Raw genomic sequence first — 23354 nt, forward strand, 5'->3', positions numbered from 1 at the left:
TGGACTATGCCGGTGCATTCCTGGAAGAGAACCGCGCGTTTTCGGAGCTTTTCCGCGATGCCGACCAGTCCAGGCCCGTGCCGACCTGCCCGGGGTGGAACCTGGGCCAGCTCCTGCGCCACGTGGGCCGGGGCGACCGCTGGGCGGCGCAGATCGTGCGCGACCGGCTCGAGGAGTTCCTCGACCCCCGATCCGTCGAGGGCGGCAAGCCGCCACCCGATCCGGCCGACGCGATCTCCTGGCTGCACGGCGGCGCGCAGCGGCTGGTCGACGCCGTCGAGCTGACGGGGGTGGAAACGCCGGTGTGGACCTTTCTCGGCTCCCGCCCGGCGAACTGGTGGATCCGCCGCCGCCTGAACGAGGTGGCGGTGCATCGGGCCGACGCGGCCATCGCGCTGGGCGCCGATTTCACGCTGGATACGGACATCGCCGCCGACGCGATCACCGAATGGCTCGAGCGCGTCGCGATCCAGGCCGGCGGCGACGGGGCGGCGCTCCCGCTCGAGGGCGGAAACACCCTGCACCTGCATGCCACCGACCCCGGGCTCGGCGAAGCCGGCGAGTGGACCATCGGTGTCGACGAGGGCCGGATCACCTGGTCGCACGAGCACGGCAAGGGCACCGCGGCGTTGCGGGGCGGCGCGACCGAGCTGCTGCTGGCCATCCTGCGCCGGGTGCCGCTCGCCGACACGGGCATTCAGTTGTTCGGCGACGAGGCGGTGTGGCAGAACTGGCTGGACCGCACCCCGCTCTAGCCACGGCGGCGGGCACACACGGTAACTTGCAACACATGACCACTTCGGAGATCGCCACCGTCCTGGCATGGCACGACGCGCTCAATGCCGCCGACCTGGAAACGCTGGTCGCGTTGTCCAGCGACGACATCGAGATCGGCGACGCGCACGGGGCCGCGCAGGGGCACGAGGCGCTGCGCGGGTGGGCCGCCTCCCGCCACGCGACGGCCGAACTCGGCCGGATGTACGTGCACAACGGGGTCGTCGTCGTCGAACAGAAGGTCAGCGCCCCGGACAATCCCGGGGCCGTGACAACCGCCGCGTCGGCATTCCGCGTGGTCCACGACCACGTCACGTCCGTGTTCCGGCACGACGACCTGGCATCGGCGCTGGCGGCGACCGAACTCACCGAGAACGACCTCGTCAACTAAGCGTGGAATAGGGGAGCCACTCATGCGCGGGATCATCTTGGCCGGCGGCTCGGGCACACGCCTGCATCCGATCACCGTGGGCATCAGCAAGCAGTTGCTTCCGGTGTACGACAAACCGATGGTCTACTACCCGCTGTCCACCCTGATGATGGCGGGGATCCAGGACATTCTGGTGATCACCACCCCGCACGACGCGGCGGGCTTTCAGCGGCTCCTGGGTGACGGCTCGCAATTCGGGATCAACATCAGCTACGTGACGCAGCAGAGTCCCGACGGTCTGGCCCAGGCCTTTGTCCTGGGCGCCGACCACATCGGCAACGACTCGGTGTCGTTGGTGCTGGGCGACAACATCTTCTACGGCCCGGGGCTGGGCACCAGCCTGAGCCGCTTCCAAAACATCAGCGGCGGAGCGGTTTTCGCCTACTGGGTGGCCAACCCGTCGGAGTACGGCGTCGTCGAGTTCAGTGACGACGGCACGGCACTGTCGCTGGAGGAGAAACCCAAGACACCGAAGTCCAATTACGCGGTGCCGGGCTTGTACTTCTACGACAACGACGTGATCGAGATCGCCAAGGGCCTGAAGAAATCGGCGCGCGGTGAATACGAGATCACCGAGGTCAACCAGATCTATCTCAACCGAGGGCAGCTCTCGGTCGAGGTGATGGCCCGCGGAACGGCGTGGCTGGACACCGGCACGTTCGACTCCCTGCTGGACGCCAGCGACTTCGTGCGCACGCTGGAACGACGGCAGGGCCTGAAGGTCAGCGTTCCCGAGGAAGTGGCATGGCAGCAGGGCTGGATCACCGACGAGCAGTTGGCCGAGCGCGCCCGCACCCTGCTCAAGTCCGGGTACGGCGGCTATCTGCTGGATCTGTTGGAGCGGAGCCGATTTCACTAGGCTTTGCCAGCGCCGCGGCGATCGCCGTCGTCAGCGGCACCGACAGCGCCAGCGCGATGCCGCCCACCGCCGACCGCGCGATCTCGATGGCCACACTCTCGCTGGTCAGCACGTCGGTCAACGAGCGGTTGGCCACGCTGAACAGCAGCAGTAGCGGCAGCGAGCTGCCGGCGTAGGCCAGCACCAGCGTGTACACCGTGCTGGCGATGTGGTCGCGTCCAACTCGGATGGCGCCCAGGAAGATCGCGCGCCGCGAGCCACCGAGGTGGGCGAGCTCGAACACCGTCGACGCCTGCGTCACCGTCACATCGTTGAGCACGCCGAGCGACCCGATGATGAAGCCGGCGAGCAGCAGACCGCTGATCGACACGTTGCCCAGGTACGCGCTGACGGTGGCGTTCTGGTCATCCGACAACCCGGTCAGATGGGCTAATTGTATTGCTGCCCAGGACAATCCCGCAGCCAGCAGCAGCGAAGTCAGGGTGCCCAGCAGCGCGGCGCTGGTCCGCAGACTCACGCCGTGCGCCAGATAGATGACGGCGTAGAGGATGGCCGCCGCGGCCACCAGGGCCACCGGAACCGCGGGCGCGCCGTCGCGCAACGCAGGCAGCAAGAACGCCACCAGGACCACGAACGCGACCCCGATGCCCACCAGCGCCAGCAGTCCCCGCCACCGCGCCACGGCGACGATCACCACCGCGAACGCGACGGCCAGCGCGACCAACGACCAGCCGCGTTCGAAGTCGTAGAACGCGTAGCTGGTGGCGCCTTGATCGTCGACCTGTCGGACGAGCCGAATGTGATCTCCCACCGCGAATTTCGGCTGGCCCGGGCCGGGGGAGGACTCCAGCAACGTGTTGGCGCCCGCGTTGGGCCCGGAATCGATGGCCACCTGGGTCAGCACGCACCGCCCCGCGCCCGGCGGCGCCGGCTGCGGCGAGGTGGTGAGCACCTGGCTGACCGACGGGCTGCCGCAGTCACCCACGCCGCTGGACAGCACGTGCCCGGCCTGCGTGCTCACGGCGCCGCCGGCCGCGTTCTGGAAGGGCATGGGGATGGCGACGTGCTGCCGGCTGGGCCACAGCGCGATGGCGCCACCCAGGACCGCCACCCCGATCGCCACCAACAGCCCGACGACGATCCTGGCGGGCAGCGACTCAACCGGGGCGGGTCCGGACAGGCTGTGTGAATGCGAGTGCGAGTGCGTCACCCGGTCCACCGTAGAGGCGCCGGCTGCGAAGATGCTTACTGGCGATAGCCGACCAGGAAGTTGCCCAGCCGCTCGATCGCCGCGGCCAGGTCGCGGGCCCACGGCAGCGTCACGATGCGCAGGTGATCCGGTGCCGGCCAATTGAATCCGGTGCCCTGGGTGACCAGGATCTTCTCCTGCAGCAGCAGGTCGAGGACGAGCTGTTCGTCGTCGGTGATGTCGTAGACCTCGGGGTCCAGCCGGGGGAAGGCGTACAGCGCGCCCTCGGGTTTGACGCAGGACACCCCGGGAATCTCGTTGAGTTTCTCCCAGGCGACGTCGCGCTGTTCGAGCAGCCGCCCGCCGGGCAGCACCAGGTCTTCGATGCTCTGGTGGCCACCGAGGGCCACCTGGATCCCGTGCTGGGCCGGGACGTTGGGGCATAGCCGCATGTTGGCCAGCAGGTTGATGCCCTCGATGAAGCTCTCGGCGTGGTCCTTGGGGCCGGTGATCGCCAGCCAGCCCGCGCGGTAGCCGGCAACCCGGTAGGCCTTGGACAGCCCGTTGAACGTGAGGCACAACATGTCGTGGGCCAGCGAGGCCACGTTGATGTGCTTGGCGTCGTCGTAGAGGATCTTGTCGTAGATCTCGTCGGCGAGCAGCAGCAGTTCGTGCTTGCGCGCCAGTTCCACCATCTGGGTGAGCACCTCGCGGCTGTAGACCGCGCCGGTCGGGTTGTTGGGGTTGATGATGACCAGCGCCTTGGTGCGCTCGGTGATCTTGGACTCCAGGTCGGCGATGTCGGGCTGCCACGCCTGCGTCTCGTCGCACAGGTAGTGCACGGGCGTGCCGCCGGCCAGCGACGTCGACGCCGTCCACAGCGGGTAGTCCGGCGACGGGATCAACACCTCGTCGCCGTTGTCGAGCAGGGCCTGCAGCGTCATCGTGATCAGCTCGGAGCACCCGTTGCCCAGGTAGACGTCGTCGACGTCGAAGCGGGGGAAGCCCTCGACCAACTCGTAGCGGGTGACCACCGCCCGGCGCGCGGGCAGGATGCCCTGCGAGTCGGAGTAGCCCTGCGCGTACGGCAGCGCCTGGATCATGTCGCGCATGATCACGTCGGGCGCCTCGAAGCCGAACGGCGCCGGGTTGCCGATGTTGAGCTTGAGGATGCGATGCCCTTCGGCCTCCAGCCGCGCGGCATGCTGGTGCACCGGGCCGCGGATCTCGTACAGAACGCCCTGAAGCTTGGACGACTGCGCGAAGACACGCTGCCGGTGGTGAGCGGACGCGTTCAGGGGCAGCTGGTGAGTGGTCACGTCATCAATGGTGCCACTTGTGTCCACCGAAATTTGCTGTCAAGCCGCAAAATCCCAGGTCAGCGTTTGCCCGGCGGACGCGCCCCACGCGCTATACCCAGCCCCTTCACCGGCGGGCCGGACGGTGCGTCGGCGCTGTCGGTCTCCTTTGCCGGCTCCGCTTTCGGCGCTGGCTCGGGCTCGGCTTCTTCGGGCTGGGCCTCGGCCTTGGGTGCCTCGGCGGCCGGCGCGGCCTTCTTGGCGCCGGGTCGTTTCGCCCCGGCCGCGATGCCCACGCCCTTGACCGGCGCCGCGGGCGCCTTGTCGCCGGGCTCGTCCTGGGCCTTGCCTTCGTCGGCGGGGGTTTCGGCCTTCGGCGCGGCCTCCGCCTTGGGCGCCTCGGCGGCCGGCGCGGCCTTCTTGGCGCCGGGTCGCTTGGCCCCGGCGGCGATGCCCAATCCCTTGGCCGGGGCGGCAGGCGCCGCGGGAGACTCCGCAGGCGCCTCCGTCTTGGCTTCGGCCTGGGCCGGCGCTGCCTTCTTGGCGCCGGGCTTCTTGGCGCCGCCGGCGATGCCCAGCCCCTTGGCGGGCGCGGCGGGCGCTGCGGACGCGGAGGCCTCGGCCTTGCCGTCAGCGGCGGGCTCGGCGGCCTTCTTACCGGGCTTCTTGGCGCCGCCGGCGATGCCCAGCCCCTTGACGGGCGCCGCGGGCGCGGCCTCGGACTTGGGGGCGGCCTCGGCGGGCGCCTCCTCGGTCTCCTTGGCCGGTGCCTCGACGGTGGCGGTGGCCTTGGGTGCCTGAGCCGCCCGCTTCTCCGCCTCCTTGGCGGCCGTGCCCTTTTCCGGCAGCGTCGCCTTGTCGTACTCGAGGGACCCGAGCAGCACCTGGGCGACGTCGAGCACCTCGACCCCGCTGCGGCCGGCCTCTTCCTGCCGGTCGTTGACGCCGTCTGTGACCATCACCCGACAGAACGGGCAGGCGGTCGCGATGGTGGATGCCCCGGTGGCCAGTGCCTCGTCGACGCGTTCGTGGTTGATCCGCTTGCCGATGTGCTCTTCCATCCACATCCGCGCGCCGCCCGCGCCGCAGCAGAAGCTGCGCTCGGCGTGCCGCGGCATCTCGGTGAGCGTTGCCCCCGCGGCCCCGATCAGCTCGCGCGGCGCCTCGTAGACCTTGTTGTGCCGTCCCAGGTAGCAGGGGTCGTGGTAGGTGATGTCCTGCGAAACAGGGGTCACCGGCACCAGCTTGTTGTCGCGGATCAGCCGGTTCAGCAGCTGCGTGTGGTGCAGCACCGAGTAGTTCGAGCCCAGCTGCCGGTATTCGCGGCCCAGAGTGTTGAAGCAGTGCGGGCAGGTGACGACGATCTTGCGGTCGACGGTCTCCACGCCCTCGAACACCCCGTCCAGGGTCTCGACGGCCTGGGCGGCCAGCTGCTGGAAGAGGAACTCGTTGCCCGAGCGGCGCGCGGAGTCGCCGTTGCAGGTTTCGCCGGTGCCCAGCACCAGGTACTTCACCCCGGCGATGGCCAGCAGTTCCGCGACGGCCTTGGTGGTCTTCTTGGCCTTGTCGTCGTAGGCGCCGGCGCAGCCGACCCAGAACAGGTACTCGAAGCCCTCGAAGCTGTCCACGTCCTCGCCGTAGACGGGAACGTCGAAGTCCACCTCGTCGATCCAGTTGGTCCGGTCGGACGCGTTCTGGCCCCACGGGTTGGACTTGGTTTCCAGGTTCTTGAACAGCACCGACAGTTCCGAGGGGAACTCCGATTCCATCATCACCTGGTAGCGGCGCATGTCGATGATGTGGTCGACGTGCTCGATGTCCACCGGGCACTGCTCGACGCACGCGCCGCAGGACACGCAGGACCACAGCACGTCGGGGTCGATGACGCCGCCCTGTTCGGCGGTGCCGACCAGCGGGCGGGTGGCCTGCTCCGGGCCGGAGCCCATGACGCGGCCGAAGCCCGACTCCGGGACGTGGTGCGCCTCGGCGTGCTTCTCGCCGGCCAGTTCCTCGCCGATCCCGCCTTCCGGCGTGTTTTCGGCGGGCGATTCCTTATCCCCGAGGATGTAGGGCGCCTTGGCCATCCAGTGGTCGCGCAGGTCCATGATGACGAGCTTGGGAGACAGCGGCTTGCCGGTGTTCCAGGCCGGGCACTGCGACTGGCAGCGACCGCATTCGGTGCAGGTGGCGAAGTCCAGCATGGCCTTCCAGCTGAAGTCCTCGATCTTGCCGCGGCCGAACTCGGCGTCGTCGGGCGGGTTTTCGAAGTCGATCGGCTTGCCGTCGGCCTCGATCGGCAGCAGCGGGCCCAGCCCGTCGGGCAGCCGCTTGAAGATGACGTTGATCGGCGCCGTGAAGATGTGCAGGTGCTTGGAGTGCAGCACGATGATGAGGAAGCCCAGCATGACGGCGATGTGCAGCAGCAGGGCCGTGGTCTCGATGATCTCGTTGGCCGGCTGGCCGAGCGGGCGCAGGATCGCCCCGAAGAGCTGAGACAGGAAGGCGCCGTTGCCGTAGGGCAGCGTGCCGTTGTTGACCGCCGACCCGCGGACCAGGACGTAGGTCCAGATGACGTTGAAGATCATGAACAACACCAGCCACGCGCCGCCGGTGTGTGAGCCGTAGAACCGTGACGAGCGGCCGATCTCGCGCGGGCTGCGCATGAGCCGAATGATGGCGAACGTGGTGATGCCGAGGAAGACGGCGGTCGCAAAGAAGTCCTGCAGGAAGCCCAGCGCGTCCCAGCGCCCGATGATCGGGATGTGGAAGTTGTCCTGGAACAGCAGACCGTAGGCCTCGATGTAGACCGTGAGCAGGATGAAGAAGCCCCACATGGTGAAGAAGTGCGCCAGGCCGGGGATCGACCATTTGAGCAGGCGGCGCTGCCCGAAGACCTCGGAGAGCTCGGCCCAGATTCGCTTGCCGGGCTCGTCGGTATGCCCCGAAGCGGGCTTCCCCGACGTGATCAGCTTGAACAGCCACAGGACCCGTCGTCCGGCGAGCGCGGCCACGACCAGCGTCATGCCCATGCCCACGATGAGTCTGATCAGCATCTGCGTGGTCACAGAAGGTCTCCCCAATGCATCTTTGAATCAGCCTGCGAATTGTTTGCCTGCTTAGCCCTGCTCATAGTTACATCTCCGCAGCTTTCGCCGCGAGAAAGGCTGCCCTAACTTAAAAGTCCGCCGGCGTCCGTGGCCTGCATTGTTAGCGAGCCCGGTGTGACCCTCATCGCCGCGACCGGCCGCGTCAGCCCCGCGGCACGAAGGGCGGCAGGAGCGGCCGGAACCGGGTCGTCGTGGGGGGTGCGGCCGTGGTGGTCGCCTGCGACGTCGTGGGCGGCGCGGTGGTCGTCGGCGGCGGGGGCGTCGTCGTGGTGGTCGGCGGCGGCGTCGTGGTGGTGGTGGTGGTCGGCGGCTCGGTTGTCGTGGTGGTCGGCGGCTGCTCGGACGACGACGGCGGCGACGACGGCGGTGGCGGCGGGAGGACCGTTTCGGTGGTGCTGCCATTCGGCTGGGTGATGGTCACGGTTTGCGACGTTTGCGGGGGAGCCGGCGTGTTCGGCGGGGTGGTGTTGACCGGGTGGGACTTGGGGCGGCCGAGGGTCAGGGCCAGCACGATGGCTACCAGCACCGCCGCCGCCGCCCCCGCCACCAACAGGACCAGCGCGGTGCGTTTGTACCAGGGCAACGGGCCCTCTTCCGCGGCGTAGCGATCGCCGTCCGCGTAGCCCGAATCCGTTGCCTCCCGGGAGTACTCGCCCGTGGCGTCGCGCCCAGTGTAGGGCACCGGCTCGTCGCCGCCGTCGACGTCCTGGGACCAGGCCAGGGCGCCGTCCACATCGGTGGCCTGGGCGGCCGACGCGGCCTGGGTCATGTCGATGCCGGCGGTGCCGACCATCTCGGTCGGCGTTTCCACGACGGCGCCCACGGCGGTCGGGACGCCGGCCGACGTCTGCTGCTCACCGAGCACCGCCGCTCCGATGGCTGCGCTGACCGCGGGCTGCGGTGGGGTGTGCACCGGCATCTGAAAACGCTCCGACAGCCGCGCTGCGAGCAGCGGGATGCCGGCGCCGCCGCCGACCGCCGCCACGGCGGCCAGCCTACCCCTCGCAATTCCGTTGCGGCGCAACGCTTCTTCCAGGGTGCCCAGGAACCGGTCCAGCGGTTCGGAGATCAGTTGCTCCAGCTCGGCTCGGGACAGCTGCGCGTTCGCACCCGGAGCCAGCGCGACGGAGGCCGTCGCGGCGGTCGACAGTTGCTCCTTGGCGCGCCGGCATTCACCGAGCAGGCGGCTCTGCGAGCCCATCCGGACGGTGCTGCCCAGGTCGGCCATGGTGTCGTCGGAGGCCCGCAGGCGGCCGAGCACGAGCTGATCGATCGCGTCGCCGGAGAAATCGGCGGATCGCACCGTCGGGCCGACGCGGGTGAAGTGGGACCCGGCGTCCATCAGGGTGACACTGGTGCCGCTGGCGCCGAAATCGCACAGCGCGACGACGCCGGCGGACGGGAATCCCGGTCTGCCGCGCAGCGCCGCGAGCGCGGCGGTGGCGTCGGACACCAGCACCGGCGCCACACCACCGCGGGCGAGATCCGGCTGGGCGAAGAATTCCTCACGCAGCGCGGTGAACTGGGCGTCGGACCAGTACGCGGGGACGGCAATGGTGATCGGGGTGCCGTAGCCGACGGTGCGCGCCATGGCCTCGATCGCCTCGACCGTCAGCACCTCCCCGAGGTACTTCGTCCCATCGGCAGCTACCAGGGGGGACCGGTCGCCGACGCGCTCGACGAATCCGCGCAGCACCATTCCGTTTTCGGTCAGGTTCGGGTTTTCCTCCGGCAGGCCAACTTCGGTCGGCCGGCCTTCGAAGAGCGTCAATACGGCGCTGCGGACCACCGGCGGCCTGCCCGCGCGGGCAGCCACCAGGTTGGCCGCCCCAATCGACAGCCCGAGCGACTCGCTCATGCCCCGCACCCCACTTCCGATCGCCCGGTGGTCCTCACCATAGCGGCCGACGGGGTCAGCGCAGGCCGGGCGGGACCGTGATCGCCGTGGGCACCCCCGGAATCGTGATCACCGAGGGCACCTGCGGCAGGTGATGCTTATGCGTTGGTTCCTGCTGACTCGGCTGGCGCGTGGGCTGCTGCGTCGGCTGCTGTGCCGGCGCCTCGACGGCGCTGCTGGTGGTCGGCGTCGTGGTGGTGGTCGGCGCGGTCGTGGTGGTGGTGGTCGTCGTGCTCGTGCGGCTGGTGCTCGGGGACGGGCTGGTGCCTTGTCCACCCTGCAGCAGCTCGGTGATGCCGTAGACGATCAGCGCGATCAAGATCGCGACGAACACCAGCCAGGCGATGAGCAGCGGGGGCTTGCGATACCACGGAGTGGGTTCGGCCTCCAGGTCGTCGAACGCTTCAGGCTGCTCGAACCCCTCGGGCGGGTTCGCCGGGGGTTCGCCGGTGGTCGGCTGCTCAGCGACGCCGTAGTCGGCATGCCGGGTCGCCTGTTCGTGGAAGTCGTCGGGTGGGCCGTTGCGTGCCACGGCACCGATGGTACTGACACCACCTGCCAGCCTCCCGAGCGCGCCTTCAGAACGTGTTGACCTTGTCGAGCGCGTCCCGGACGCGTCCCCGCGCCCTGTCGAGCCGGGCGGCGGCCTCGGCCGCGTCGACGCCGGCGAGCAACGCGACGATTGCGGTCTTGGCATGACCGCCCGCGGCGGCGAGCGCGCCGGCCGCGGTTTCCTCGTCGACACCGGCCGCGTCGCGCACGATGCGCACCGCGCGGCGGCGCAGCTTCGCGTTGGTCGCGCGCACGTCGACCATCCGCGGTCCGTAGGCCTTGCCGAGCGCGATCATCACGCTCGTCGAGAGCGTGTTGAGTACGACCTTCTGCGCCGTTCCCGCGGTCAGCCGGGTGGATCCGGCGAGAACCTCAGGGCCGGTGAGCAATTCGATCACCACATCGGCAGATGCCGCGCTGCCCGCGTTGTTGACGATCGCGACCGTCAGCGCGCCCGCCGCACGCGCGTGCTCGAGCGCACCGAGCACGTACGGCGTGCGGCCCGACGCCGTGATCCCGACGAGCGCGTCGGCGGCGGTCAGGTCGGCGAGATCGGTTGGCTCAAAGGCGTCTTCGGCGCCCTCGATCGCTCCGGTCAGCGCCGCCGGCCCGCCGGCGATCACACCGCGCACGAGGTCGGTGTCGAACGTGGGCGCGCACTCGGCCGCGTCGAGCACACCAAGCCGCCCGGGAGTTCCGGCGCCGGCGTAGATCAGCCGGCCGCCGTGCTCGAGCCGCGCGGCGATCGCCTCGGCCGCCGCCGCGATCCGCGGGACCGCCGCCGCCACCGCGGCATGCGCCTCGCCTTCGGCGGCGACGAGCAGCGCGACGACCTCCCCGATGGGCCGCGCGTCGAGGTCGAGCAGGCCCGGACGCTCGGCTTCGGTGGCGAGCGCGTCGAGTCCTTGCGCGGCAGAGGTTTTCGGTGTCACCTGCACGCGGATCACGTGGGGCTCGTGGATCGCCCCCAGCCGCAGCGCCCCGTCGAGCGGGTCGCCGACGGTGGGGACGAGGTCGAGCTTCTCGCGCAGCGCTTTGCACCCGGCCAGGCCGCCGACCATCGCGACCGGGCCATTCCCGGCCGCGCGAGCGGTGGCGGCGAGCGCCTCAGCCGCCGCGCCGACGATCGCCAGCGCGGCAGCGTCGCCTTGCGCAGCGAGGACGTCGGGTGCGAAGGACGCGAGCCCGGCGGCATCGGTGAGCTGCGCGGGCCAGGTCTCCGGCGCGCCGAAGCGGGCGCGGGCGGCGTCGAGCAGCGTGGTGGACGGGCCGCGGCCGTCGTGCGCGCGCAGCGCCGCGCGCAGCCCGGCGGCGCCGATCCACGCGCCGCCGCCCTCGTCGCCCAGCCACGGGCCCCAGCCGTCGGCAGTCCGCAGCGCGCCGTCCGCGTCGATCGCGAGCGCCACGACTCCGGTGCCCGCGATCAGCACGATGCCCGGCTCCCCGTTCAGCGCGCCGGCATGCGCGATCACGGCGTCGCTGGTCACCGCGACGCGCTCCGCCCGCAGCGAGGCCAGCAGCGCATCGCCCAGCGCACGCGCCGCGTCCGGCGCCGCCAGCGCCCCGGCGGCGCCCACGATCGCCTCGTCGACCGCGCCGAGCTGGCGTGCGACGTTCAGGATCGCCGCCTCCGCGGCCCGCACGCCGCCGGGCGCCGCGAGCCCCGGCGCGCCCGGCCCCTCAGCCCTGCGGCCGCATGCCGAAGCCAGGCACGACGTCTTACCCAAGTCGACGGCGAGGATCACCGCACCCATCCTTTATCGGCGCGGGCTATGTGTCGACTGGCGGGCAGACTGGTCTGGTGGAGCCGGCGTTGCTGACCGTGGGGCACGGGACAGCCGGCCGTGAGCGGCTAGCGGAGTTGCTCGCCGGCGCCGGAGTTGCGCTGGTGGTGGATGTGCGGCGATACCCGGCCAGCCGGACGAATCCGGACGTGCGGCGGGAGGCCCTGGAATGCTGGCTGCCCGAACGCGGCATCGACTACCGGTGGGAGCCTCGCCTGGGCGGGCGGCGTCATGTCGCGGCCGGAGAACTGGAGCCGGACAGCTGGTGGACGGTGGCCGCATTCCGGGCGTACGCCGCATACACCCGGACGCCGGAGTTCGACACCGCGCTGGACGAGGTCCTGGCCGACGCCGCCCGGCGCACCACCGCGGTGATGTGCAGCGAGAGCGTCTGGTGGCGCTGCCACCGGCGGCTGATCGCCGACGTAGCAGAGCTCGGTCGCGCGGTGCCGGTGCGCCACCTCATGCCCGACGGGCGCCTCAGCCCACACCGCCCCGCCGCCGGTGCTCGCCGCCGCCCCGACGGCCACCTGGTATGGGATGGCTGAGTTGGTCGGGCCACCCGGCACGGCGGTCGCCGGTCCGGACTTCGGCCGTCAGAACGTGTTGACCTTGTCGACGCTGACGAACATGCCTGGGCGTTTGGTGCGCCAGGCTGTGTCGCCCATCCTGTGAGACTTTGTTCGGGTGTCCCGTCCGTGTGCCGCGGGCCGGGACCGTGACGCTTCTGTTCAGCGACGTCACATGAACTTCGGGTTACCGCTAAATAGCGTGTATCGCGTTGCTCATTCGTTGGTTGTGCTCGGTATCCAGTTGCCATGGAATCCGGCCGGTACTCTGTGCGGCAGCTTGATAGTCGCAACGTCCTCAAGGGTTTGTGCGTTGAGGATCGCTAGCTCGCTGCGATTCGCGGATCGGTCATAGGCATAGCCCATGAGCACACCGTCGTCTTCGGCGGCGTCGGGCGATGAAGGATGAAACACGAATTCGCCCAATGCTTTTTGCGGGCTTAGGGAACGTGACTGAGTGTTGCCGCGCACAAGATCGTGCTTGAGCAAGCAGTCGCCACCTTCGATGCCCTCCAGCACCGTCGGTGCGTAGCCGTACCGATGCCGCTTTGCCGCCAGGCGCTCGTCGATGCGCGGAAACTCCTGGCCACGATCATCAAAGCGGGATTCGCGTACCTGCCCGTCGTCCAGGTCGATGATCCAGCGGTCCAATGTGGGCGGCCCTTCATTCGGGCCGGTCCGATCGCGATCGAACATCTTGGGATTTCGCACCACATCGAGCACGATGGTGTCGTCTTCTTCGTAGGCGTTCATCGGGTGGAAAACGTAGCAGGGTTCGACGTCGAACCAACGCACATCGGCATCTCCACCCTCGCGCGGCATCACGCCCACGCGCGCCGGGTAATTCGGGTTCCACGAGTAGGGTATCCGCCGTCCGTGGTGGCCGTGGGCAGACGCGCCGCAATCGGATCGGGGATCGCCACCCGGCCGATCACCGCCGACAACATCAGTCGGGCAACCGCGCGCAGTCCGCGCGGCATCGTCACGGCGGCGCCTATCGCGGTGTCGAAGGTGACCGGCAGGTCGTAGAACACGACATAACGTTCGGTCAGGGAAAAGTCGTGCATCATCGGACTGCCGCCGACCGTGATATCGACGGTGCGTCGCGCACGACCCTCGACATCGATCACCGAATACTGCACCTTGTTGCCGCGGTACACGTCGTAGGAAACTGCATGCAGTTCACCCGTTTCCGGGTCACGATGGGGGTGCGCTGTGTACCCGCCGGTGAGCGTTCCCGCGAAGTCGCACACGCCCACGGTGTCTAACTCGTCGGTGAGTTCATAGTTGGCGATCCCGCCTTCGATCAACGCGATTGTCTTGCCGGCATGTCCGATTACGTTGGTATTAGCGCCGATTGGAAAGACGCCGAAGTGACCAGGGGGTGCTGGCTCACCGAGAGCCCTCCTACGTACACCACACCTAACGGTTTGCGCTGGATGGACGATGATCCTGCCGCCAAACTTGACACGTGTCAAGTTTGGCTTTCTGCGTCGTACGCGCGACTGCCTGGACCTGATGCGGGCCTGTCGATGACGGCCGGAGGGTGCTTGCGGACAACCTGGACGCCGTGACCAAAATCTGCTGCGGACCCAGTCCCTTTAGAAGGTGTTGACCTTGTCGACGCTGACGAACATGCCGTGCCCGGTGCGGTCGTTGGTGAAACGGGTGCCGTCGGGGGTGGCGTTGATCGTCCAGCCCGCGGCGTTGTAGGTCTTGTAATCGATCTGGACGGTCGGGATGGCGCCCAGGTTTCCGAGCACCCACTGGACCTTGCCGCCGGAGTCCACGCTGACGCCGTTGGCGTGCTCGCCGTCCTGCATGGGGGAATTGGTGAACGGCGCCTCGCAGCCGACGGTGGCCTTATTGATCTGGCAGCGTGTGGTTCCCGACTTGGTTTCGATGAACACGTAACCGTTCTGGTCGGGCGGGAGCGGGATGGCGCCGGCCGGTGCGGTCGGGTTGGCCGGCGTCGTCGGCAGGCCGGGGGCCGGGCTGGCGGTGGGCGCCGGCGACGACACGCTGGGCCTGGGGGTGGGGAACGTGGGCTCGACCGGACCCGCGCCCGGCGCGGCGACGGGCCGGCCCGCGATGGTGGACGAACAGGCGTCGATCAGCGCGGGACTGATCAGCACCGGCGCGATCAGCAGGGATCCACCGGCAAGGCTCCACCGTGCCCTCTGGGAAAACCGCACGCGCAACTCCCGATTATCAGCAATATCGGGACATCAGATTACGCGTGAAGTGACGAAAACCCCGGTAACCGCGCACCTGTCGATGCGGCCCCGATGGTGAAGCTTTACCGCTGCGTGACCGATTGCGTCTCGGCGGCGCGGCGCGCGGCCGCGACGATGCCCTGGTAGCCGGTGCACCGGCAGAAGTTGCCCGACAGGCCTTCCCGGATCTCGTGGTCGCTGGGGTCGGGGTTGTCGCGCAGCAGCGCGGTCAGCGACATCACGAAACCCGGCGTGCAGAAGCCGCATTGCAGCCCGTGGCACTCCCGCAGCGCCGATTGCACGGGCGAGAGGGTGCCGTCCGGTGCGGCGACGCCTTCGACCGTCGTCACCTCGGACCCGTCGGCCTGCACCGCGAACATCAGGCACGAGCGCACGGCCTCGCCGTCCAGCAGCACCGTGCACGCCCCGCACGCCCCGTGCTCGCAGCCCAGGTGCGTTCCGGTCAGCCCGCACTTGTCGCGTAGGAAGTCCGCCAGCGTCATCCGCGGTTCCACCCCGGCCGTGATCGGAGTTCCATTGACGGACAGCTCGATTGGGTGTTCACGCATTGCTTGCCCCCAGGGCTTCGGCTATCGCTTGTGTCCACGCGCGCGCGGCCATGGTGGCGCCGACCTTCAACCGGTAGGGCGCCGACCCTTGCAGGTCGTTCGGAATGTCGTCGAGCCCGCTCATCGCGGCCTCGCCGATCTCCTCGGGGACCAGCTCGCCGACCGGCCTGCCCACGGCGGCGACCTCGGCCGCCGTCGCGCGCCGGACCGTGGACCCCATGCCCAGCAGCCCGACCGCGCAGCGCGACACCCGGTCGCGATCGTCGAGCTGGACGGCGACCAGGGCGCCGGCGATCGCGAAATCGCCGTGCCGCCGCGAGAATTCCTCGACGGCGAACCCGGACCTGCCGTCCCACACGGGGAACCGCACCCCGGTCAGCACCTCATCGGAATCCATGGTGGTCTCCCACACCCCGGCGAAGAAGTCGGCCGCCGCGATCTCGCGGCGCCCGCGTGGCGACTGGACCTCCATCACCGCATCCAGGGTCAGGGCGACCGCTGGGTATTCGCCGGCGGCGTCGGCATGGGCAATCGACCCGCCGAGGGTGCCCCGGTTGCGGATCTGAAAATGCCCGACGAACGGCGTCACCCGGGTCAACAGCGGAACCGCTTGGCGCACTTGCTCGTCGGCGCCGACGGTGGCCTCGGTGGTGCCCGCGCCGATCCACAGTTCTGAGCCCCTGCGCTCGATGCCCTGCAGCTCGGGCAGCCGGGAGATGTCGATCAGATGGTCGAAGTAGGCCAGCCGCATCGCCAGCATCGGCACCAGGCTCTGGCCGCCGGCAAGGATTTTCGCGTCGTCGCCCAGTTCGGCCAGCAGGCCCACGGCGTCGTCGACGGTGTCGGGGCGGTGGTATTCGAACGCGGACGGTTTCACCGTTCCCCCCGTTCCAGCTGGGCGGCGATCGACGCCGGGCTGGCCGGCAGCCGGGTGATCGTCACACCCAGCGGTGCGAGCGCGTCGTTGATGGCGTTGATCACCGCAGGCACCGAGCCGATGGCCCCGCCCTCGCCGGCGCCCTTGTAGCCGCCGGGCCCCGGCCCGGGAATCTCGACGTGACCGAATTCGATCGGCGGCACCTCGGTGGCCGTGGGCAGCAGGTAGTCGACGAAAGTCGTTGTCAGCGGGTTGCCGTCGTCGTCGTAGACCATGTCCTCCATCAGGGCGCCGCCGATGCCTTGCACCGTTCCGCCGGCGATCTGGCCCTCGACGACCGACGGGTTGATCATCGGCCCGACGTCCTCGCTGACGATGTAGCGCAGCAGCGTCACCTTGCCGGTCGCCACGTCCACCTCACAGGTGCAGGCGTGGGTCGCGTTGGACCAGTGGATGGGGTTGGTCGAGTTGAACCGGGCGGTCGCCTCCAGGTTGGCCGACATTCCCGGTGGCAGCTGCTGCGGCGAGTAGTACGCCACGTACGCCAGCTCGCCGAACGACACCGACTTGGCCGGGTCACCGCGGACGCTGGCCACCGAAAACCCAAGCTCCACTTCCGATTCCGCGACCTTGAGGTGGTGCGCGGCCAGCGCCACGATCTTCTCGCGCAGGATGGCGCCCGCCTCGCTGACCGCCCCCGCGGTCATCGGCGCGCTGCGGCTGCCCTGCGTGCCGGCCCCGTAGGGGGTGACCGCGGTGTCGCCCTGGATGGTGGCCACGTCGTCGATGTCGGCGCCCAGCGCGTCCGCGGTCAACTGGACGACGGTGGTCTCGATGCTGTTCCCGCTCGAGCCGCCGTTGACGTACACGTTGATCTTGCCGGTCGGCTCCATGCGGATGGTGGCGCCTTCGGTGGCCAGGTGGCCGGTAGCGGCGCCGGTCGGCTCGATGTAGGCCGAGAAGCCAAGGCCCAGATAGCGGCCCCGCGCCAGCGCCTCGGCTTGCTCTTTGCGAAACCCTTCGTGGTCAAGGATTTTCACCGCCTGCTCGAGGGTTTCGATCGGGGCGACGTGGTCGTACGGCATGCCGTTGGGGTTTGCGTACGGCATCTCGTCGCGGCGCAACAGGTTTCGGCGGCGCAGCTCCACCGGGTCGATGTTCATCTTGCGGGCGGCGATGTCGAGCAGGATCTCGCGCGCCAGCGTCTCGTACTGCCACGGGCCGCGATAGGCGGCCAGGCCGCTGGTGTTGGAGAACACCGTCTTGTAGTTGAAGCTGGCCTTGGGCACCCGGTAGGGGCCCGGGAAGAACATCCCGATGGCGGCCGTGGTCAGCACCGGATACGGCGTCGGGTAGGCGCCGATGTCCTGGACGAAGTCGATGTCCGCGGCCGCGATGTTGCCCTCGGCGTCGAAAGCCATGCGCGCGGTGCCGTCGACGTGCCGGGCCTGCCCGGCCGACATCAGGTTCTCGCGCCGGTCCTCGATCCACTTCAGCGCCGCCGGCACCTTGCGCGCGGCCAGCATGATGCACATGTCCTCGCGCATCGGGACGACCTTCTGGCCGAAGCCGCCGCCGGTGTCACGCATGATGACCCGAACACGTTGCGCCGCAACGCCCAACAGCCGGGCGCAGAACGCCCGCAGTTCGTGTGGGGTCTGGGTGGACGCCCACATGGTGAGTTCTCCTGTGGCGGCCGTCCATTCGACGACCAGGCCGCGGGTCTCGATCGGCACCGGCGCGTAGATCTGCTGATAGATGTGCTCTTTGACGACGCACGGCGCGTTGGCGAACAGCTCTTCGTCCGGCGGGGCCCCGCCCATCCCGCCGGCGACGTTGTTCGGGTAGGCGTCGTGCACCAGCACATCGCAGTCCTGGGCCCGGGTGAAGTCGCTGACCGCGGGCAGCGGCTCGTAGTCCACGTCGACGAGTTCCAGCGCGTCCTCGGCGATGTAGCGGCTCTCGGCGACGATGAGCGCGACGGGGTCGCCGACGAACTTGGCCTCACCCTCGGCCAGCGGCGGTCGCGGGGTGTCCGGCATGTCCTTGCCGGCGACGGCGTGCCACGCCTCTTTCACGTCCGGGTTGAGGTCGTCGGCGGTGAACACGGCGCGCACGCCGGGGAGCGCGAGGGCGGCCGAGGCGTCGATGCCGTTGATGCGCGCCCGCGCGAACGGGCTGCGCACGAAGCAGGCCTGCAGCATGCCCGGCCGCGAGATGTCGTCGACGAAGCTGCCGCGGCCGGTCAGCAGCCGGCCGTCCTCCACCCGTTGGACGCGGGTGCCGGCGTACCGGGGCGCCGGGGTGACGGCCTGCCCTTGTACGTCCTGACTCATGACGCTCCATCCGATGCCGGTGCATAGCGAAGTTATCGCTTTGGGAGAAGTGCAATGTCATCATAGGAGAGTGGGGTTACCGGAGTCGACCTCTCCACCACACAGCGTCGGAGTCGTGCTGGCCGCGGGCGCGGGGCGGCGCTACGGCAAGCCGAAGGTGCTGGTCGAGGGCTGGCTGCAGACCGCGGTCGACGCCCTGCGCGCCGGGGGCTGCGCCGACGTCGTCGTCGTGCTGGGCGCCGCGCAGGTCCCCGCCCCGGCCGGGGCTGTCGCGGTCACCGCGTCGCGGTGGGAAGACGGGTTGAGCGCCTCGGTGCGCACCGGCCTGGAGTGGGCCGGCCGGATGGGCGCGGATTACGCCGTGCTGCACGTTGTCGACACCCCCGACGTCGGCTCCGCCGTGGTGGCGCGGGTGCTCGGCCGCGCGATCGCGTCCCCCAGCGGGCTGGCGCGCGCCCTGTTCGGTGATCGCCCGGGCCATCCGGTGGTGATCGCGCGCCGGCACTGGCCTCAGGTGCTGTCGAACATCTCCGGTGATCGCGGCGCCGGGGCGTACCTGCGCACCCGGCACGACGTCGAGGTCGTCGACTGCGCGAGCCTCGCCGGCGGTCAGGACATCGACGAGCCTTAGGCCGCCGGGGATGGGTCGGCGGCCGGCAGCGCGGCGTCTTGGGCTGCGGCGTGCACCCGGTGGCGGACCAGGTACCAGCCGCCGATCAGCCCCGGGATCCCGACGGCCATTGCGCCGAGCAACCACGGGCCTTGGACCTTGTCCAACAACATCAGGACCAGCACGCCGGCCAGGAAGGCCAGGGTCAGGTATCCGCTGTAGGGCGCCAGCGGCATCCGGAAGTGCGGCCGCTCCAGCGTCCCGGCGCGGGACAGCCGGTAGAACCGCAGCTGGCTCGCCACGATGGTCCCCCAGGCCACCACAACCCCCACGGCGGCGATGTGGAGCACGATTTCGAACGCCTGGCTCGGTTTGAGGGCGTTGAGCACGATGCCCAGGAGGCCGACAACGGCGGTGAGCAGGATTCCGCCGTAGGGCACGCCGTTCTTCGTCATGGGTGCGGTGAACTTCGGGCCGCTGCCGTTGATCGCCATCGACCGCAGGATGCGGCCGGTGGAGTACAGCCCGGCATTCAGGCTGGACAGCGCCGCGGTGAGAACGACAAGGTTCATCACGCTGCCCGCCCCGCCGAACCCGACCTTCGAGAAGAACGTGACGAACGGGCTCACGTGGTCCCGGTAGGCGGTGTGTGGCAGCAGCAGCGCCAGCAGGACCGTCGACCCGATATAGAAGATGGCGATGCGAAATACCACCGAGTTGATCGCGCGCGGCATGATCTTGTGCGGGTTCGCGGTCTCGCCGGCCGCGATGCCGACGAGTTCGACGGCGGCGTAGGCGAAGACCACCCCCGAGGTGACGAGCACCAGGGGCAGCAGGCCGGCCGGCAGGAGGCCGCCATGACTGTCCCACAGCGCCACGCCGGGGTCGTGACCGTCGACCTTGAAGCGGCCGACCAGGAAGACGGCGCCAACGACCAGGAACGTCACCAGCGCAAGCACCTTGATCAGCGAGGCCCAGAATTCCAGCTCGCCGAACAGCCTGACCGAGATCAGGTTCATCGCAAGCACCATGACCAATGCGATCAACGCCAGCGTCCACTGCGGGACGGCCTGAAACGCCGTCCAGTAGTGGCAGTAGTGCGCGATCGCGGTGGTGTCCACGATCCCGGTCATCGCCCAGTTGACGAAGTACAGCCAGCCCGCGGCGTAAGCGGCCTTCTCGCCGAAGAATTCCCGGGCATAGGACACGAAGGATCCGGAGGACGGGCGGTACAGCACGAGCTCGCCGAGGGCGCGCAGGATCAAGAACACGAAGATGCCGCAGATCCCGTACACCAGGAACAGGCCCGGCCCCGCCGACGCGAGCCTTCCACCGGCGCCGAGGAAAAGACCCGTTCCGATGGCCCCGCCCAGGCCGATCATCTGTACCTGGCGGTTCGTGAGCCCCTTGTGGTAGCCCGCGTCTTCGCGGGTGAGCCGCGCGGCGGCGCTGTCTAGCGGTGCCATCAAGCTCCTGCCGGGGTGGCTCCAGGGAAGCTCAGGTTAACCCATCGGCGGGCCGGCGGGCTCGCTGAGCGGCTGCCGCGGTTTCCGCCGCGGGGGCACGGCCAACGCCGTCGCGGCGCACTCTTTCGGCGCCCCGGGAACAAGACGGCGGCAAGCGCCGTTAGCATGATCGACAAGTTGAGCGAACCAGACTCAATGCTGGGTTGACACCACGGTGTCGCCAAGAGCAGTCTTGAGCGAGGTTCACTCAGCATAGTGGCACCAAGAAGGCTCTACTCAATCAGGAGGAATCACTATGGCTCGTGCGGTCGGTATCGACCTCGGGACCACCAACTCCGTCGTCGCAGTTCTCGAGGGCGGTGACCCCGTCGTCGTCGCCAACTCCGAGGGCTCACGGACGACCCCGTCCATCGTCGCGTTCGCGCGCAACGGCGAGGTGCTCGTCGGCCAGCCCGCCAAGAACCAGGCGGTGACGAACGTCGACCGCACCATCCGTTCGGTCAAGCGGCACATGGGCACCGACTGGTCCATCGAGATCGACGACAAGAAATACACCGCGCAAGAGATCAGCGCGCGTGTGCTGATGAAGTTGAAGCGCGACGCGGAGGCGTACCTCGGTGAGGACATCACCGACGCCGTCATCACCGTGCCGGCGTACTTCAACGACGCCCAGCGCCAGGCGACCAAGGAAGCCGGCCAGATCGCCGGCCTGAACGTGCTGCGCATCGTCAACGAGCCCACCGCGGCCGCGCTGGCCTACGGCCTGGACAAGGGCGAGAAGGAACAGACCATCCTGGTCTTCGACCTCGGCGGCGGCACCTTCGACGTCTCGCTGCTCGAGATCGGCGAGGGCGTCGTCGAGGTCCGCGCCACCAGCGGTGACAACCACCTCGGTGGGGACGACTGGGACGACCGGGTCGTCGAATGGCTGGTCGACAAGTTCAAGGGCACCAGCGGCATCGACCTGACCAAGGACAAGATGGCGATGCAGCGGCTGCGTGAGGCCGCCGAGAAGGCCAAGATCGAGCTCTCGAGTTCGCAGAGCACCTCGATCAACCTGCCCTACATCACCGTCGACGCGGACAAGAACCCGCTGTTCCTCGACGAGCAGCTGACCCGTGCCGAATTCCAGCGCATCACACAGGATCTGCTGGACCGCACCCGTCAGCCGTTCCAGTCGGTGATCAAGGACGCCGGCATCTCGGTCTCCGAGATCGACCACGTGGTGCTGGTGGGTGGTTCCACCCGCATGCCCGCGGTGTCCGAGCTGGTCAAGGAGATGACCGGTGGCAAGGAGCCCAACAAGGGCGTCAACCCCGACGAAGTTGTAGCGGTGGGAGCGGCCCTTCAAGCGGGTGTGCTGAAGGGCGAGGTGAAAGATGTTCTGCTGCTTGACGTTACGCCGCTGAGCCTGGGCATCGAGACCAAGGGTGGCGTGATGACCAAGCTCATCGAGCGCAACACCACGATCCCCACCAAGCGGTCGGAGACCTTCACCACGGCCGACGACAACCAGCCGTCGGTGCAGATCCAGGTCTACCAGGGTGAGCGCGAAATCGCTTCGCACAACAAGCTGCTCGGCTCCTTCGAGCTGACCGGCATCCCGCCGGCTCCGCGCGGCGTCCCGCAGATCGAGGTCACCTTCGACATCGACGCCAACGGCATCGTGCACGTCACGGCCAAGGACAAGGGCACCGGCAAGGAGAACACGATCAAGATCCAGGAGGGCTCCGGCCTGTCCAAGGAGGAGATCGACCGGATGATCAAGGACGCCGAGGCGCACGCCGAGGAGGACCGCCAGCGTCGCGAGGAGGCCGACGTTCGCAACCAGGCCGAATCGCTGGTCTACCAGACGGAGAAGTTCGTCAAGGACCAGCGCGAAGCCGAGGGCGGGTCGAAGGTTCCCGAGGAGACGCTGTCCAAGGTCGACGGCGCCATCGCCGAGGCCAAGACGGCCCTGGGCGGCACCGACATTGCCGCGATCAAGGCGGCGATGGAGAAGCTGGGCCAGGAGTCCCAGGCGCTCGGACAGGCGATCTACGAGGCCACCCAGGCCGCGGGCGGCGCGGAGGCCGGTGCAGCAGGCGGACCGTCGGGCTCGGCTGACGACGTCGTGGACGCGGAGGTGGTCGACGATGACCGGGAGTCCAAGTGACGGACGGAGATCAGGAACCGGTGACGGTCACCGACAAGCGGCGGATCGACCCCGAAACGGGTGAGGTGCGGCAGGCCCCTCCCGGCCGAGAGCCGGGAGGGGGCACGTCCTCCGCGGAGTTTGCGGGCGAGAGCCCCGAGGAGGCCGGCAAGGCCGCCGAATTGCTGGGCGACCTGCAACGGGTTCAGGCCGACTTCGCCAACTACCGCAAGCGCGCGCTGCGCGACCAGCAGTCCGCGGCGGACCGAGCCAAGGCCGCCGTCGTCAGCCAATTGCTGGGCGTGCTCGATGATCTCGAGCGGGCGCGCAAGCACGGCGACCTGGAGTCCGGCCCGCTGAAGTCGGTGGCCGACAAGCTGGACGGTGCCCTGACCGGACTCGGTCTGGTGGCGTTCGGCGAGGAAGGCGAGGACTTCGACCCGGTGTTGCACGAAGCCGTGCAGCACGAGGGCGACGGCGGCGACGGCTCCAAGCCGGTGATCGGCACGGTCATGCGGCAGGGTTACAAGCTAGGCGAGCAGGTCCTGCGGCACGCTCTGGTCGGTGTCGTCGACACGGTGCCGGACGAGGGCGCCGCGGCGGCCGGGCCGTCCGAATCGGACGATAACCCCGGCGCATCCGGTGAATAGACCACAGAATCAGCACAACAACAGAACAGAAAGGTGG

The 23354-nt window shown here is 69.1% G+C and carries 18 protein-coding genes and 2 pseudogenes; 7 read left to right on the forward strand and 13 right to left on the reverse strand.

All coding sequences use genetic code 11. The features are described from left to right. The 3 genes from A5781_RS23310 to rfbA all read left to right on the forward strand — a co-directional run. Positions 1–755: maleylpyruvate isomerase family mycothiol-dependent enzyme (locus tag A5781_RS23310; RefSeq protein ID WP_067212650.1), on the forward strand; the 755-nt coding region annotated here is incomplete at its 5' end. A 35-nt stretch (positions 756–790) separates the two neighbouring features. Next, positions 791–1165 carry a nuclear transport factor 2 family protein gene (locus tag A5781_RS23315; protein ID WP_067212654.1) on the forward strand — a complete coding sequence of 125 codons (375 nt, stop codon included), beginning with the start codon at positions 791–793 and terminating at the stop codon, positions 1163–1165. A gap of 22 nt (positions 1166–1187) precedes the next feature. Continuing rightward, a complete protein-coding gene (gene rfbA, locus A5781_RS23320) occupies positions 1188–2063 on the forward strand; it encodes a glucose-1-phosphate thymidylyltransferase RfbA (RefSeq protein ID WP_067212658.1) in 876 nt (291 codons plus the stop codon). Here the strand turns inward: rfbA and A5781_RS23325 are convergent. The 7 genes and pseudogenes from A5781_RS23325 to A5781_RS26615 form a co-directional block, all read right to left on the reverse strand. Continuing rightward, positions 2005–3282, reverse strand: coding sequence for a YibE/F family protein (locus A5781_RS23325; RefSeq protein ID WP_067212661.1), 1278 nt, complete (start codon positions 3280–3282; stop codon positions 2005–2007). The two genes, rfbA and A5781_RS23325, sit on opposite strands and share 59 nt — an antisense overlap. A gap of 26 nt (positions 3283–3308) precedes the next feature. Beyond that, positions 3309–4598 (reverse strand): pyridoxal phosphate-dependent aminotransferase, encoded by a 1290-nt coding sequence (locus tag A5781_RS23330; RefSeq protein ID WP_067212665.1) that lies wholly within the window; start codon positions 4596–4598, stop codon positions 3309–3311. A gap of 32 nt (positions 4599–4630) precedes the next feature. Continuing rightward, on the reverse strand, positions 4631–7615 hold the full coding sequence (locus A5781_RS23335; protein ID WP_067212668.1) for a (Fe-S)-binding protein: 2985 nt from the start codon (positions 7613–7615) through the stop codon (positions 4631–4633). Positions 7616–7799: 184 nt separating this feature from the next. Next, on the reverse strand, positions 7800–9515 hold the full coding sequence (locus A5781_RS23340; RefSeq protein WP_067212671.1) for an Hsp70 family protein: 1716 nt from the start codon (positions 9513–9515) through the stop codon (positions 7800–7802). Positions 9516–9570: 55 nt separating this feature from the next. Next, entirely contained in the window at positions 9571–10086 is a 516-nt protein-coding gene (locus tag A5781_RS23345) for a hypothetical protein (protein ID WP_067212678.1), read from the reverse strand. A 46-nt stretch (positions 10087–10132) separates the two neighbouring features. Continuing rightward, a complete protein-coding gene (murQ, locus tag A5781_RS26610; RefSeq protein WP_369817786.1) occupies positions 10133–11038 on the reverse strand; it encodes an N-acetylmuramic acid 6-phosphate etherase in 906 nt (301 codons plus the stop codon). Positions 11039–11134: 96 nt separating this feature from the next. After that, positions 11135–11860 (reverse strand): annotated as a pseudogene (locus A5781_RS26615) (BadF/BadG/BcrA/BcrD ATPase family protein); the annotation flags it as partial. 47 nt (positions 11861–11907) lie between these two features. Between A5781_RS26615 and A5781_RS23355 the strand changes: the two are divergent. Next, positions 11908–12438 carry a DUF488 family protein gene (locus tag A5781_RS23355; RefSeq protein WP_067212681.1) on the forward strand — a complete coding sequence of 177 codons (531 nt, stop codon included), beginning with the start codon at positions 11908–11910 and terminating at the stop codon, positions 12436–12438. A 237-nt stretch (positions 12439–12675) separates the two neighbouring features. On the opposite strand, the pseudogene A5781_RS23360 reads toward A5781_RS23355, so the two are convergent. From A5781_RS23360 to A5781_RS23380, 5 genes and pseudogenes are all read right to left on the reverse strand, one after another. Then, positions 12676–13865 (reverse strand): annotated as a pseudogene (locus tag A5781_RS23360) (carotenoid oxygenase family protein); the annotation flags it as partial. A 195-nt stretch (positions 13866–14060) separates the two neighbouring features. Then, entirely contained in the window at positions 14061–14609 is a 549-nt protein-coding gene (locus A5781_RS23365) for a hypothetical protein (protein ID WP_369816367.1), read from the reverse strand. A 149-nt stretch (positions 14610–14758) separates the two neighbouring features. Further along, positions 14759–15244: a (2Fe-2S)-binding protein gene (locus A5781_RS23370; RefSeq protein WP_067212688.1), complete on the reverse strand. Its 486-nt coding sequence runs from the start codon at positions 15242–15244 to the stop codon at positions 14759–14761. Beyond that, positions 15237–16121, reverse strand: coding sequence for a xanthine dehydrogenase family protein subunit M (locus A5781_RS23375; protein ID WP_067212692.1), 885 nt, complete (start codon positions 16119–16121; stop codon positions 15237–15239). The genes A5781_RS23370 and A5781_RS23375 overlap by 8 nt, the downstream gene beginning before the upstream one ends. Then, the gene (locus A5781_RS23380) at positions 16118–18457 is read right to left on the reverse strand and encodes a xanthine dehydrogenase family protein molybdopterin-binding subunit (protein ID WP_067212695.1); all 2340 of its coding nucleotides are present in this window, start codon (positions 18455–18457) and stop codon (positions 16118–16120) included. The genes A5781_RS23375 and A5781_RS23380 overlap by 4 nt, the downstream gene beginning before the upstream one ends. A 70-nt stretch (positions 18458–18527) precedes the next feature. On the opposite strand from A5781_RS23380, the gene A5781_RS23385 reads away from it, so the two are divergent. After that, positions 18528–19088, forward strand: coding sequence for an NTP transferase domain-containing protein (locus tag A5781_RS23385; protein ID WP_067212698.1), 561 nt, complete (start codon positions 18528–18530; stop codon positions 19086–19088). Here A5781_RS23385 and A5781_RS23390 read toward each other — a convergent pair. Continuing rightward, the gene (locus A5781_RS23390) at positions 19085–20533 is read right to left on the reverse strand and encodes an amino acid permease (protein WP_067212851.1); all 1449 of its coding nucleotides are present in this window, start codon (positions 20531–20533) and stop codon (positions 19085–19087) included. The genes A5781_RS23385 and A5781_RS23390 overlap by 4 nt on opposite strands. A gap of 295 nt (positions 20534–20828) precedes the next feature. Between A5781_RS23390 and dnaK the strand changes: the two genes are divergently transcribed. Both dnaK and grpE read left to right on the forward strand, forming a co-directional pair. Then, a complete protein-coding gene (gene dnaK / locus A5781_RS23395) occupies positions 20829–22688 on the forward strand; it encodes a molecular chaperone DnaK (protein WP_067212701.1) in 1860 nt (619 codons plus the stop codon). Further along, positions 22685–23317, forward strand: coding sequence for a nucleotide exchange factor GrpE (gene grpE, locus A5781_RS23400; RefSeq protein WP_067212704.1), 633 nt, complete (start codon positions 22685–22687; stop codon positions 23315–23317). The genes dnaK and grpE overlap by 4 nt, the downstream gene beginning before the upstream one ends. Positions 23318–23354: the final 37 nt, after the last annotated feature.

The sequence above is a fragment of the Mycobacterium sp. 852002-30065_SCH5024008 genome (genome assembly GCF_001665645.1).
Lineage (GTDB): Bacteria > Actinomycetota > Actinomycetes > Mycobacteriales > Mycobacteriaceae > Mycobacterium > Mycobacterium paraffinicum.

Bases quoted from the DNA above. Each gene is read 5' to 3' on its own strand.
- A5781_RS23315 (WP_067212654.1), top strand. From the start codon at position 791: ATGACCACTTCGGAGATCGCCACCGTCCTGGCATGGCACGACGCGCTC.
- rfbA (WP_067212658.1), top strand. From the start codon at position 1,188: ATGCGCGGGATCATCTTGGCCGGCGGCTCGGGCACACGCCTGCATCCG.
- A5781_RS23340 (WP_067212671.1), bottom strand. From the start codon at position 9,515: ATGAGCGAGTCGCTCGGGCTGTCGATTGGGGCGGCCAACCTGGTGGCT.
- A5781_RS23370 (WP_067212688.1), bottom strand. From the start codon at position 15,244: ATGCGTGAACACCCAATCGAGCTGTCCGTCAATGGAACTCCGATCACG.
- A5781_RS23380 (WP_067212695.1), bottom strand. From the start codon at position 18,457: ATGAGTCAGGACGTACAAGGGCAGGCCGTCACCCCGGCGCCCCGGTAC.
- A5781_RS23390 (WP_067212851.1), bottom strand. From the start codon at position 20,533: ATGGCACCGCTAGACAGCGCCGCCGCGCGGCTCACCCGCGAAGACGCG.
- dnaK (WP_067212701.1), top strand. From the start codon at position 20,829: ATGGCTCGTGCGGTCGGTATCGACCTCGGGACCACCAACTCCGTCGTC.